At 70.2% G+C, this 12277-nt stretch carries 11 protein-coding genes; 7 read left to right on the top strand and 4 right to left on the bottom strand.

Translation table 11 applies throughout. The features are described from left to right. The first annotated feature begins 621 nt into the window (after positions 1 to 621). Entirely contained in the window at positions 622 to 951 is a 330-nt protein-coding gene (locus tag ACKOQ4_RS05345) for a hypothetical protein (protein ID WP_526289572.1), read from the top strand. Positions 952 to 990: 39 nt separating this feature from the next. Here the strand turns inward: ACKOQ4_RS05345 and ACKOQ4_RS05340 are convergent, their stop codons facing one another. Then, a complete protein-coding gene (locus tag ACKOQ4_RS05340) occupies positions 991 to 1440 on the bottom strand; it encodes a hypothetical protein (RefSeq protein ID WP_526289570.1) in 450 nt (149 codons plus the stop codon). A gap of 75 nt (positions 1441 to 1515) precedes the next feature. Here ACKOQ4_RS05340 and ACKOQ4_RS05335 point away from each other — a divergent pair, with 75 nt between their 5' ends. Then, positions 1516 to 3243, top strand: a complete 1728-nt coding sequence (locus ACKOQ4_RS05335) for an amidohydrolase (RefSeq protein ID WP_526289568.1) — start codon at positions 1516 to 1518, stop codon at positions 3241 to 3243. Between the two features lie 96 nt (positions 3244 to 3339). Next, a complete protein-coding gene (locus ACKOQ4_RS05330) occupies positions 3340 to 4749 on the top strand; it encodes an NAD(P)/FAD-dependent oxidoreductase (RefSeq protein WP_526289566.1) in 1410 nt (469 codons plus the stop codon). Between the two features lie 10 nt (positions 4750 to 4759). On the opposite strand, the gene ACKOQ4_RS05325 is transcribed toward ACKOQ4_RS05330, so the two are convergent. Then, the gene (locus ACKOQ4_RS05325; protein ID WP_526289564.1) at positions 4760 to 6337 is read right to left on the bottom strand and encodes a wax ester/triacylglycerol synthase domain-containing protein; all 1578 of its coding nucleotides are present in this window, start codon (positions 6335 to 6337) and stop codon (positions 4760 to 4762) included. A gap of 139 nt (positions 6338 to 6476) precedes the next feature. On the opposite strand from ACKOQ4_RS05325, the gene ACKOQ4_RS05320 reads away from it, so the two are divergent. Further along, complete coding sequence (locus ACKOQ4_RS05320; RefSeq protein ID WP_526289562.1) at positions 6477 to 7115, top strand: hypothetical protein; 639 nt, start codon at positions 6477 to 6479, stop codon at positions 7113 to 7115. Here the strand turns inward: ACKOQ4_RS05320 and ACKOQ4_RS05315 are convergent. Next, a complete protein-coding gene (locus ACKOQ4_RS05315; RefSeq protein WP_526289560.1) occupies positions 6998 to 8416 on the bottom strand; it encodes a linalool dehydratase/isomerase domain-containing protein in 1419 nt (472 codons plus the stop codon). The two genes, ACKOQ4_RS05320 and ACKOQ4_RS05315, sit on opposite strands and share 118 nt — an antisense overlap. Before the next feature lie 60 nt (positions 8417 to 8476). On the opposite strand from ACKOQ4_RS05315, the gene ACKOQ4_RS05310 reads away from it, so the two are divergent. Next, a complete protein-coding gene (locus ACKOQ4_RS05310) occupies positions 8477 to 9727 on the top strand; it encodes an MFS transporter (protein ID WP_526289558.1) in 1251 nt (416 codons plus the stop codon). A gap of 82 nt (positions 9728 to 9809) precedes the next feature. Beyond that, on the top strand, positions 9810 to 10049 hold the full coding sequence (locus ACKOQ4_RS05305) for a hypothetical protein (protein ID WP_526289556.1): 240 nt from the start codon (positions 9810 to 9812) through the stop codon (positions 10047 to 10049). On the opposite strand, the gene ACKOQ4_RS05300 is transcribed toward ACKOQ4_RS05305, so the two are convergent. Continuing rightward, entirely contained in the window at positions 10015 to 11364 is a 1350-nt protein-coding gene (locus ACKOQ4_RS05300; RefSeq protein ID WP_526289554.1) for a cytochrome P450, read from the bottom strand. The genes ACKOQ4_RS05305 and ACKOQ4_RS05300 overlap by 35 nt on opposite strands. Before the next feature lie 163 nt (positions 11365 to 11527). Between ACKOQ4_RS05300 and ACKOQ4_RS05295 the strand changes: the two genes are divergently transcribed. Then, positions 11528 to 12169: a vWA domain-containing protein gene (locus ACKOQ4_RS05295; RefSeq protein ID WP_526289552.1), complete on the top strand. Its 642-nt coding sequence runs from the start codon at positions 11528 to 11530 to the stop codon at positions 12167 to 12169. Positions 12170 to 12277: the final 108 nt, after the last annotated feature.

Genomic DNA, 12277 nt, shown 5'->3' with positions numbered 1-12277 from the left:
CGCCCGGCCCCCCCCCCCCCCCCCCGCCCCCGCCCGCCCCCCCCCCCCCGGCGGGCCCGCCGCCCCGGCCCCCCCGGCCCGCCCCCGCGCCCCCCCCGCCCCCCCCCCCCCCGGCCGCCCCCCCGGTCGGCGGGCGGCGGGGGGATGGGATCGACCGCGGCGACCGCGGCCGGACCGGCGGGCGCGGCGGCACGGGCCCGCCGGTTGGAGGCCGCCCGACGCGGCAGGGCGCGCTGCTCTGTTCCGGTCCGTGCGGTCCGCGGTGCCTGCTCGGCCGTTGCCGCCGAGGCTGCCGGGTCGGCGTTCACCGCCGGATCGGCCGGGGCGGCCGCTGCCGCCGGCGCGACACCCGCGGCAACTGCGAAGCCGACCCACACGGCCGCGCTCACGCCCCAGGACCATCGGACCCAGCCGGCCATTGTCCTCCCCGATCCGTTTGCTCTGCGTTGCGGTAGAAGCCTAGAGCACGCGATCTGGTTGACGGAATCGTTGCTGGCGAGGTTGCGGGTCTGACCCGGCGCCCTCGAGTGGACGTTCCCCCGGGTGGCGTCTCGGGCCCGGCCGATATGTCGTACCCCGCCGCTAGCGTGCGCTCATCCGAGACGGGAGGGCTGCCGGGGGATGGGGAAGAGAAAGAAGTCGTCCGACGACGGCGCCGCAGCGGGCTTCGTGATCCTGCTGCTGCTGTGGCTGGTCGTGAAGTTCATCTGGTGGATCGTGGCCGGGCTCGTGCTGGTCGGGCTGTTCTACCTCGCGCGGGCGGTCGTCCGGCAGGACCGGCGGCGGCGGGAGCTCTACGCGCAGTGGTGCGCGGCCATCTGTGCCCGCGCCGACCAGCAGCACAACTGGGCGCTGAGTGGCGACGACCGCGGGATCTACGGCGTCGAGGGAGCCCAGCTCATGCGAGAGATCCGCTCCGTCGACGGGCAGCGACGCAACGTCTCCGGGTAGGTCTCCGGGTAGGTCTCCGGGTAGGTCGCCGGGTAGCCCTCAGACGAACCGCGAAGCCGCGTCCGCGTCGATCACCCGTCCGCTGCGAACCTCCGCACCGCCCGGGCGCCATCCCACAACCGTGAGATACAGGCCCAGCAGAGCCAGGATCGCGTAGGCGACGCGCCATATCGCGCCGGTCCCGATGACCGCGTTCGCCGCCGACATCAGAGCCGCGGGGAAGGCCAGCAGCAGGATGCCGCGCGCGACCATCAGCCAGCCCAGCGCCGAGATGATCACCGCCGGCGGGTTGGTCCAGTAGGGGTGCAGCCCGACGACGATCAGGCCGAGCAGCACGGTGATCGCCCCGCCGAACCAGGGCCAGACCGGGCTCGCCTCGACGTCCGAGAGCAGCTTCTGCATGTCCGGTGCACGCACCGCGGCGGTGATCGGCACCACAAGAAGGTAGGGGCCGATCACCCGGGCGAACATACGCGTCGTGGTGTTCATGGTGCGGGCATTCCCATCGGTCGGGTCGGCTAAACCCCATATACCCTCGCAGACAACCGCAACGGAAAGGCCGTGATGACCGACGACGCCGCAGGATGCTGCCAGCCACACCCCGTCAACGCCGCGAGGGTCTCGCTGGGCGGCGTCGCCCCCGCCGACCGGGCCGCCCGGCCGCGTCGGCGCGAAACCGGCGGCAAAGCAGAGCTTCTCGTCACCGGCTCGCTGATCACCCTCGACGACAACCGGCCCCGGGCCGAGGCGATGGCGATCGCGGGCGGGCGCATCCTGGCCGTCGGCTCGCGCGCCGACCTGGAGAGCTTCGTGGGCCCCGCCACCAAGACCCTGGAGCACTCGGCAGGCACGATCCTGCCCGGCCTGGTCGAGCCGCACCTGCACCTGGTTTCCTCGGCGCTGGTCTTCAGCGGGGTGGACTGTTCGCCGTACACCAACAAGAGCCTCGACTCGGTGCTGGCGGCGCTGAAAGCCGCCGCGGCCAGGACGCCGGCCGGACAGGCCGTCGTCGGTCAGCTCTACGACCCCAGTCTGCTGCCCGGCCAGCCCGACCTGACCGCCGACCTGCTCGACGGGATCTCCGCGACGGCGCCGATCGTGGTGATGAACGCCTCCCAGCACTTCTTCTACGTCAACTCCGCCGCCTACGCCGCGGCGGGGATCACCGCGGCGACCCCCAACCCGCCGGGCGGGGACTACGGCGCGCGCAACGGGAAACTCACCGGCATCGTCGCCGAGAACGCCGCGATGCTCAGCTTCATCAAGGTCCTGCCCAAGCTCACCCCGGAGGTGATGGCCAAGGCCATCACCGGAATCGCCGGCATGGCGGCCAAGCAGGGGGTGACCTACGTCCACGAGGCCGCGACGGGGGCCATCGCCGGGGTGGCCGAGGTCGACCTGCTGCACCAGACCTTCGCCCAGCCGGGCTTCCCGGTGCGCGGCTCGCTGTCGCTGTGGGGCGAGCACCTCGGCGACTTCGTCGCCGCGGGCCTGGTGCCCGGCTCCGGGGACGACCGGCTGCGCAGCCAGACCGTCAAGTGGGTGTCCGACGGATCCAACCAGGGCTACACCGGCTACATGCGGCAGAACTATCTGGGCCGCGACACCCGCGGCATGGCCAACTTCACCCCCGAGCAGCTGACGGCGAACTTCGCTAAGACCCTGACCGCCGGCTGGCCGATCATGGTGCACGCCAACGGAGATGCGGCACTGGACATGGTGACCGCGGCGTTCTCCTCGGTGGCCACGCTGCCGTCCTGGAACGCGGCGAACCGGCATCGCATCGAGCACTGCTCGCTGCTGCACGACGAGCACATCGCCACCATGGCATCGCTGGGGGTGACGCCGAGTTTCCTGATGAACCACGTCCGGCTGTGGGGCCGGGTGATGCGCGACGACATTCTCGGGCCTGAGCGCGCCGACCTGCTCGACCGGTACGCCTCGGTGGTCAAGGCGGGTCTGCGCGCCAGTTTCCACTGCGACTTCTCGGTGTCGCCGATCGGCCCGCTGAACTACGTCGCCACCGCCGCCGCCCGCACCATGGCCGACGGGGGCGAGGTGCTCAACGCCGCCGAACGGGTCAGCGTGGCCCAGGCGATCAGGGGCAGCACCATCGACGCGGCCTGGATGTGCCACGCCGACGAGGTGGTCGGCTCGCTGGCCGCCGGCAAGGCGGCCGACTTCGTCCTGCTCGGCGGAGACCCGCTGGCCCACGAGGCCGACCCGGACGCGGTGCGGGAGATCCCCGTGCTGGCGACCTACTCCGACGGAGTGTCGGTTCACTCTGCGTAGGCCAGCAAATGTTCACCCAAGTCGATCCGGAATCCGCTGCCGGGGGTCTAACCTGAGGCTCGGACGCCTGTTCCGCCCCAGACCAGAGGAATCAGCATGGCCAGTCCCGCTATCCCCGCCCGCCGGCCGCGGGTCGTCGTCATCGGCTCCGGATTCGGCGGCCTCACCGCGGCGAAAGCCCTGAGGCGCTCCGACGTCGACGTCACGCTGGTGGCCAAGACGACCAGCCACCTGTTCCAGCCGCTGCTCTACCAACTGGCCACCGGCATCCTGTCGGCCGGCGACATCGCGCCGACCACCCGGCTGGTCCTCAAGCGCGTCAAGAACTGCCAGGTGCTGCTGGGCGACGTCGACACCATCGACCTGAACGAGCGCATCGTGGTGTCCCGGTTGGGGACGATGGAAACGGTGCTGCCCTTCGACTACCTGGTGGTGGCCGCCGGCGCGCAGCAGAACTACTTCGGCAACGACCACTTCGCCACCTTCGCCCCCGGTATGAAGACCATCGACGACGCGCTGGAACTGCGCGGGCGCATCCTGGGCGCCTTCGAGGCGGCCGAGGTCACCACCGACCCCGAGGAGCGCACCCGCCGGCTGACCTTCGTCGTCGTCGGCGGCGGCCCGACCGGCGTGGAACTGGCCGGCCAGATCGTCGAACTCGCCCAGCGCACCCTGCCCGGGGCGTTTCGCACCATCGACCCGGCCGAGTGCCGGGTGCTGCTGTTCGACGGCTCGCCCTTCATCCTCTCGCCGATGGGGGAGAACCTCGGCCGCAAGGCCCAGGCGCGGCTGGAGAAGATGGGCGTCGAAGTATGCGGCAACTCGACGGTGACCGACGTCGACTACATGGGCGTCGTGGTCAAGGACAAGGAGACCGGCGAGGAGCGCCGGGTGGAGTGCGCCTGCAAGGTGTGGGCGGCCGGGGTACAGGCCAGCCCACTGGGAGCGGTCATCGCCGAGCAGGCCGAGGGCACCGAGGTCGACCGGTCCGGGCGGGTCGTCGTCGAACCGGACCTGTCGGTCAAAGGCCACCCGAACGTGTTCGTCGTCGGCGACATGGCGGCGGTGCCCAACGTGCCGGGCGTGGCGCAGGGCGCGATCCAGGGCGCGCAGTACGTCACCAAGATCATCAAGAACGATCTCAAGGGCCGGGACAACCCGGATTTCCGCGAGCCGTTCAGCTACTGGGACAAGGGCAGCATGGCCACGATCTCCCGCCACCACGCGGTGGCCAAGATCGGCAAGCTGGAGTTCGGCGGCTACATCGCCTGGCTCGCTTGGCTTTTCCTGCATCTGCTGTATCTGGTCGGGTTCAAGAACCGGCTCAGCACGCTGTTCAGCTGGATCCTGACCTTCACCTCGCACAGCCGCAGTCAGCTGACCACCACCAGCCAGTGGGTGTACGCGCGGCTGGCGATGAACATCGTCGAGAAGCAGCTGCACTCGCCGGTGGCCAGCTCCGAACAGCTCGCCGACGAACTCGACCAGGCGATGGGGGCGCCCTGACGGCGCGCCGCTAGCCCCCGCTGATCGGGTCGCCGATCAGCGCGGACTCGCCGATCACCTCGCGGAAGCCCAGCCGCAGGCTCTCCAGCAGCGGCTCCCGGTCGCCGCCGACGGCGGCGTCGTCGGAACTGACGCCCACACTCGCCGTCCCGGTGTAGGTCAGCATGGTGACGTTGATCGCCGCGCCGATGGTGCCGACCAGCGGGTACATCCGGATCACCCGCGCCCCGGCCAGCCACACCGGCACCGGCACGCCCGGCACGTTGGAGGCGGTCAGGTCCGAGGTCTGCGCGGCCGCCGACACCAGTTCCGGCGGCAGGAAGCGGCTCAGCTCGGCCAGGTAGTCGGCCAGCTTCAGGGCCGGCTCGGCCCGCCAGGCCCGCACCGTGTTGGCGGCCACCTCGAGGATGTCGTCGATGGCGTTGCTGACCGGGATCTCGAAGCGGGCGATGGTCACCGCGTTGCTCTCCTCGGCGGAGGTGCGCAGCGAGATCGGCATGTTCATCCGCAACTCGTCGACGGGCTGGCCCATCTTCTCGTGGTAGTCGTGCATCCCGACGCTGATGGCGGCCAGGAACAGGTCGTTGATGGTCCGGTTGCGTCTCTTCGCCGCGGCCTTGAACTGTTCAAAGTCCATGTCGATGGTGTCGAAGTGGTAGTTGATGCTGCGCCCCTTGAGGATCGGCGACAGCGGCTCGACGTTGACCTTGGTGAAGCGAACCACCGAACCGGCGGTGTCGCGGATCTTGTTGAACAGCGTGCGCGGGTGGCGCAGTGCGGCCGCGGCCAGCGGCCCGAAGCCCTTGATGGCGTCCTCGGCGGTGCGCGCCACCCAACCGACGTTGTTGCGGATCACCGCCTGCATGAAGCCCTTGGTGTCCAGCAGGACGGGGTCCGGGGCCGCGGGCATCGGACCGAGGTCGGGACTCTCGGGGCTGAAGTCCAGCAGTGCCAGGCCCAGCTGAACCGCGCCCTGTCCGTCGGCGATCGCATGGTGCAGTTTCTGAACCAGCACCGACTTGCCGCCCGGCAGGCCCTCGAGCAGGGTCGCCCGCCACAGCGGCCGGTCCTTGTCGAAATCGGCCATCGACTGCCGGCGGGCCTCCTCCAGGACGTCCTGCCAGGTGGAGCCCTCCGGCATCCGGAACCGGCGCATGTGAAATGACAGGTCGAAGTTGGCGTCGACCACGACCCGCGGGGTCTCCAGGCCGGTGGGGCCCTCCACCACGACCGAACGCAGCACCGGAGCGATCCGGGTGGCCCGTTCGTAGCGGTCGGTCAGCTTGTCCCAGTCCGGACTGCTGTCCATCACCAGCACGCCGAGGATGGTCGAGCGCATCACCGGGTCGTCGGTGGCCATCCGCCAGGTGGCGAAGTCCCAGCCGCCCAGCCGCCGGGCCTCCTTGACCGTCTCGTCGCCGCGCAGTTTCTTCGCCGCCGCCCTCTTGGCGGGCGCCTTCTTGGCCGGCGCCTTCTTGGCCGGCGCCTTCTTCGCAACGGGCTTCTTGGCCGGCGCGGTCTTAGCCGTGGCTTTCTTGACCGGTGTCTTCTTGGCCGCCACAGGCTTGTTCTCGGGGCTGTCCGCCACCTGTCCTCCCTCGTTGCGCCGGGGTCGAGCACCGCATCTGACACTGGCATCCTGTCACCAGAAGCCGCCCGGAATTGCGGAATCGGGATTCGTCCCGGTTGCCGGCGCGCGATCATGGGTGCCGATGATCTGTTGCCTGGTGGGATTGCTGATCCTCACGCTCACCGGACGGGTGCGCCGCCTCGTCGGTCTGGGCGGTGGTCCCGCGCCGGTGGTGTTCGCCCCCGTGGCCTGGCGCCCTGCGGTCGGGCAGGCCGCGCCGGAGACGGCCGGGCATTGCGACGCCGACTGTGCGGCCCCGCCGCACCGGCTCCTGCGCTGCGGCGCCCTCGCGGTCGCCGTCTGCATGCTCGGAATCCCGCTGCTGGCGCTGACGGGTGCGGTGGAGAACACCGGACCGGTCTGGGCCTGGCTGCTGCGCGGGCTCTGCTATCTGGCGCTGATCCTCGGTGCGGTGGCTGTGAGCCGTTCACTGGGCCGGTCGCTCTCCGGCCCCCGCGGCGCGGGCGCGGTTCTGATCGTCGTCGGGGCGGTGGTCTTCGAGACCGGTGTGCTCGACATGCACGTCTTCCGGGTGATCGAGATCGAGAGCCTCGCCGCCGACATGGTGTTCCACAACATCGGGCCGGCGATCGCGGTGCTCGGCGCGCTGGTGCTGCTCTACGGGGCGGCCGGTCGCAGGAAGACCTCGCGGCGGTCGTCGAGGTCGACGGTCACCGATGCCCGGCCGTCGTCGTCGGCGATGACGCTGCCGTCCGTCCCGCCGGTCACGATGTAGTCGTGCCGCGGGGCCAGCCGCTCCAGGCCGAGAACCGTTCGGCCGCCGCCGTTTCCGGGCCGCAGCACCAGATCCAGGGCACGCCCGTCGGTGACCGCGCGGCTGACCAGCACGTCGGGGTAGCCGGCCTGGGACAGGACCGGCCCGGTCGTCCACTCCGGCGGGATCTCGCCTGAGAGCAGGTCGGCCATCGCGTTCTCTGTGGTGAACCGGGCCAGCACGTGTCCGGCATTGCCCCAGCTGGAGATTCCGGTGTAGGCCCGGGCCCCGTTCTGGCGCACCACCTGGTAGCGCTTGTCCAGGGAGCGTTCGAGCGCGTCGGCCAGTTCGTCGTCGCCGTGCTCCTTGGCGGCGGCCATCACCGACACCCGGCTCATGCCGGTGCCGCGGCTGTAGTTGCCCGGGTCGAGCATCTCCCAGCTCGTGGCGTCCATCGTCACGTCGTCGCCGGAGATGCGAACCAGGTTCTCCCGCAGGTTCTCCCAGGTTTTCCTCGCCTGCTCGGGCATGGCGAAATGCAGCCAGAACGACATCACCCCGTCGTTGCCCACCGACGGTCCCATGAAGAACTTCAGCGGCCCGCGGGCGGCCATGAACCGGTTGTCGGGGCGCAGGTACTTGTGCGTGCGGTAGGCCTGCGCCATCTGGTCGACGCGGTCGGCGCCGAAGTCGGTGCCGTGCAGGCGGTCGTGAATCAGCAGCGCCGACAGCGAGAAGGCGTTGCACATCGGGTAGATCAGCCGCGGCTCGCAGGGGTAGAGCGGGCCCTGACTGCTGATCTCCATGTTGTGCACGATCGCCTCGCACAGCGAGGAGAACTCGTAGACGTACTCGGTGTCGTCGTTCCAGCGCAGGCTCAGCGCGCCGGGTTCGGAGAAGCGGCGGTCGTTGAGGGTCTCGAACAAGCCGATCATCACCCCGAGGAACCCGGTGTACATCACGTTGGCGAACTTGATCGGATCGGGATCCCAACGCTGGTAGCCCACCAGGCACTCGTGCGCCCAGTAGCCCCACACCCGCTTGTCGCGCATCTTCTCGATGGTGTTGGACTGCGCCTCGGTCAGGTAGCCGGTGAACGCCGGGGTGTAGTTGTACTGCGCCATCGCCAGCGCGTAGCAGATGTAGTTGAGCTGATAGCGCAGCGCGGACAACAGGTACTGCTCGATGTGGGAGAACCCGTCGAAGCGGTCCAGCGGCTGCAGGGACAGATCCAGCAGATAGCGCTGGAGTTCATGGTCGTCGGGAGTCAACTCGGCGACGGACCGCCCGCCGGATTCCAGGTGGTGCTCGGCTGTCGACATTGCTCGAGGCTAGCCACGCGTATCCGATACCGTGAGGCTTTCCACGGGAGGAGCTCGGTTGTGGGAGAGCCGCGGGGCCTGCTGACCGGCGGCATCGCCGCCGGGGTGGCCGGGGTGATGGCCGACCTGCTCAGTCCTCTCTACGCCACGTCGTTCCACCGGGGCTTCGGCCTGAGCAGCGCGCTGGCCGGGGTGTTGGTGACCGGAGCGCTGGGGGCGATGGCCATTGTGCAGTTCGGCCTGGCCCACTCCATCGGCAAGCGCAACCTCAAGGTAGTCGCCACCGTCGGCATCATCATCTCCGCGGGTTCGCTGCTCTACATCAGCGAGGTCAGCGACGACGGGTTCTGGTCGCTGTTCGCCGGCATGGTGGCACTCGGTCTGGGGTGCGGTCTGACCGACGTGGCCGGCAACGCGGCACTGTCCTTCGCCAACAACAGCGAACGCGCGTTCGGGTTGCTGTCAGCCTGGTACATGGTGTTCGTGTTCGTGATGATGAGCACCAATCCCCTTCTGCGCCAGATGTATCCGATCGTGCTGCCCTACGCGGCGATGGTCGCCGTACAGCTGCTGTGTCTGGCGCTGATCTGGTGGAAGCTGCCCGACACCCGGGCGATCGGCGCTGAACGCGCGGCGGCTGCCGAGGCGCTGGCAGCCGCCGACCCAGCCGTCGAGGCCGAGGTGCGCCGGGCGGCACCGCAACTGAAGTTGTTCAGCGTGCTGCCGCTGATGCTGGGTGCGGCGGTTGCGCTGTCAGAGTTGGCACTGGCGGGACTGTGGACCTTCGCCGAGGAGATCGGAACCGGGTCGGGGTTGTCGGCGCAGACGACGGCGACCTTCCTGGGCACGTCGCAATTGATCGGTCTGCTGGGCACCATGGCGCCGTGGCTGCTGGGCCCCAGAGTCGGCCGTGCGGCGCTGGGTGCGGCCGGGCTGGTGCTGTGCGCCATCGGCCTGATGGTGGTGACCATGGTGCGCACCCCGATGGCCTACATCGGCGGCAACCTCGCGGTGAACCTCGGCTACTGGGTGGTGCTGCCGCTGGGGATGTCGGTCGCGGCCGATCTTGACCGCAACTCCGGCCGGCTGGTGGCGTTCCTGCTGGGTTTGTCCTCGGTGGGCCTGGCGCTCGGGCCGACACTGGCCGGCCCCCTGCTGGGCGGCGACGACACGACGCTGGGTGGCTGGATTTTCGGGATCATCGGGCTGATCGCGGTCCCGTTCATCGTCGCCCCGGCCAGGGCCGCCGACCGGGCGGCGCGCGCGCGGCGGGACGAACTCGCGGCGGAGGCGGACGCGGGGCTGGGCTGAGCGCGAGTCGGAGGCGACCCGCCGGTTCTGTCGGCCCTCCCGGCTAGCGTCAGGGCTCCGATCGGACAAGGGGAGGTTTGTCATGGGATTTCGTCTGATGTGCGCGATCGCCGCGGCCGCGTCCGCGTTGGGCACGGCCCCGGCGGCGCTTGCGGATCCGGTCTGCGTCGGCGTGCTCAATCAGAGCGGTTGCCGGCCGGCGCCGTGGAACGGACAGCTGATGGAGACCTGGAACACCCCGGGTTACTACGGCGGGTGGACCAACGGCCCGGTGATGTGCGACCCGTTCACCCGGCAGTGCCGCGGCTGGGCGCAGCCCTGAGTGTCGGGGCCGGGACGCGCGACCGCACCCGGATGCGCGCACCGCGATGCGGCTGCTGGATCACCCCGCTGACCCGGGGCCGCTCGCCGGGGGCGGTCGTGGGGGACAACTCGACGCGGCGCAGCACCTCGCCCAGCACGATCCGCATCTCGGCCAGCGCCAGGTTGGCCCCCAGGCAGCGGCGGTTCCCGCCGCCGAACGGCAGCCAGGTGGTGGGAGTCAGCGCATGCCCGCCGCCGGCGAGCATGCGCTCCGGGCGGAACTGCCCGGGGTCGTCGTACACCGCGGCGTCGGCGTGCACCAGCCCGATCGCCGGGATCACCGTCACCCCGGCGGGCAGCCGGTACCCGGCGATCTCCACCGGTTCCTTGAGCACCCGTCCGACGTCGAACACCACCGGCCGGATCCGCAGTGTCTCGCGGGCCACCGCGTCGAGGTACTCCTCGTCGCCGGACTCGGCGGCGGCCACCGCGCGGGCCAGCACCTCGGGGTGGCGGGTCAGCCGCTCCAGCGTCCAGGACAGCGCGGTCGCGGTGGTGTCGTGGCCGGCCAGCAGCAGCGTCATCAGTTGGTCGCGCAGTTCGGCGTCGGTCATCCGGCGACCGTCCTCGTCGCCGGCGCGCACCAGCATCGACAGCGCGTCGGTGCGCGCGGCCAGATCCGGGTCGGCGCGCCGCTCGGCGATCTCGGCGTAGAGCAGTTCATCGGCTTCGGCGACGCGCCGGCCCAGCCCGCGCCACGGCCACCGCCGCTGCAGGCCCGGCCGGGCGATGGCGATGGTGTCGACATAGCCGAGCGTCAGCAGCCGCGGCATCAACGCCCGCAGTGCCGCCAGCCGCCGCGGGTCGCTGGCGCCGATGGCGCTCCGCAGGATCACCTCCAGGGTGATCTCGGACATCTTGGGCGCGACCGCGAACTCGGCGCCCACCGGCCAGCCGGCGATGTTGGCCGCGGCGATCTCGGCGATCAGATCGGCTTGTCGGGCCACCGCGTCGCGGTGGAACGGAGCCAGCATCAGCCGCCGCCGATCACGGTGCACGTCCTCGTCGATCACCAGCACCGAACTGGGGCCCAGGATCCCCTTCAGCACCGAATTGGCTTCGCCGGCATGGTAGGTCCGGGGATCACCGGCGAAGACGGTCTTGATGTGCTCCGGGTTGGACAGGTACACCCCGGCGCCGTATCCGGCCAGACGGACGGTGAACACCTCGCCGTAGCGGCGCCGGCAGGCGATCGCGAAAGCCGACCACCAGCGCAACATCAGAGCGGTCTGCAGGGCCGCCGGAAGCGGTGGCCCCGGAGGCAGTCGAGCCATGTTTTCACCCTACGTGAAAAAGCCCTCCGGAGAGGGCAAAACCGCAGATAAAAGGCTATAATTGAGGTATCAGAAGCGGGCCTCGAGACGGCCGCTTGTCAATGGTCGGGGGCCGATGGATTTGGTGTCGAGTGGCCTCCGCCGGCTATGTGAAAGGTGACCCTTGACCGATTCCAGCAAGACCCTGATCGCCGCTCTGCTCGACCGCTCCGGCTCGATGGAGACCTCGGTGGCCGCCACCGAGGACGGCTGGCGCGAGCTCATCGCCGAGCAGCGCGCCAACCCCGGGCAGTGCCAGGTGACCCTGGCCCAGTTCGACAACGAGTACGAGGTGCTCTACCCGCCGACCGACATCGCCGCGGTGCCGGAGTTCACCCTGGCGCCGCGCGGCCGGACCGCCCTGCTCGACTCGGTCGGCCGGCTGATCACCGACGTGGGTGATCAGCTTTCGGCTCTTCCCGAAGAGCAGCGGCCCGGGCAGGTGATCTGTCTGATCATGACCGACGGCATGGAGAACGCCAGCCTGCGCTGGACCTGGGAGGCCGTCAGGGAGCTGATCACCCAGCAGCGCGACGTCTACGGCTGGGAGTTCATCTTCCTCGGCGCCGACATCGACGCCGTCGCGGTCGGAGCGCGGATGGGCATGGCCGGCCAATTCGCGATGACCTTCGACAAGCACGACTACGGCAACAACCGCTCGGCGTTCAAGGCGAGCGCGGGCCTGATCAGCGCGGGGCGAGCGGGCAGGCCGTCCTACCGTACGGGTTTCACCGACGAGGAACGGCGGAAGGCGATGGGGCAGTAGCGATCTCAGGCGCCCCGGCGGTCTGAGCCGCGAGCACCGTGTCGGTCGGGGCGGTGCGTTCCCAGAGCCCCGCCCCGCCGCCCGCGGTGATGACCCCCCCCGTGCCGA

The sequence above is a fragment of the Mycobacterium sp. genome, assembly GCF_046095365.1.
In the GTDB taxonomy this organism is placed as follows: domain Bacteria; phylum Actinomycetota; class Actinomycetes; order Mycobacteriales; family Mycobacteriaceae; genus Mycobacterium.
Note: the sequence above shows the minus strand (reverse complement) of the source record. Positions and strands in the feature narration are given on the sequence as shown.

Bases quoted from the DNA above. Each gene is read 5' to 3' on its own strand.
- ACKOQ4_RS05335 (WP_526289568.1), top strand. From the start codon at position 1,516: ATGACCGACGACGCCGCAGGATGCTGCCAGCCACACCCCGTCAACGCC.
- ACKOQ4_RS05330 (WP_526289566.1), top strand. From the start codon at position 3,340: ATGGCCAGTCCCGCTATCCCCGCCCGCCGGCCGCGGGTCGTCGTCATC.
- ACKOQ4_RS05315 (WP_526289560.1), bottom strand. From the start codon at position 8,416: ATGTCGACAGCCGAGCACCACCTGGAATCCGGCGGGCGGTCCGTCGCC.
- ACKOQ4_RS05305 (WP_526289556.1), top strand. From the start codon at position 9,810: ATGGGATTTCGTCTGATGTGCGCGATCGCCGCGGCCGCGTCCGCGTTG.
- ACKOQ4_RS05345 (WP_526289572.1), top strand. From the start codon at position 622: ATGGGGAAGAGAAAGAAGTCGTCCGACGACGGCGCCGCAGCGGGCTTC.
- ACKOQ4_RS05340 (WP_526289570.1), bottom strand. From the start codon at position 1,440: ATGAACACCACGACGCGTATGTTCGCCCGGGTGATCGGCCCCTACCTT.
- ACKOQ4_RS05300 (WP_526289554.1), bottom strand. From the start codon at position 11,364: ATGGCTCGACTGCCTCCGGGGCCACCGCTTCCGGCGGCCCTGCAGACC.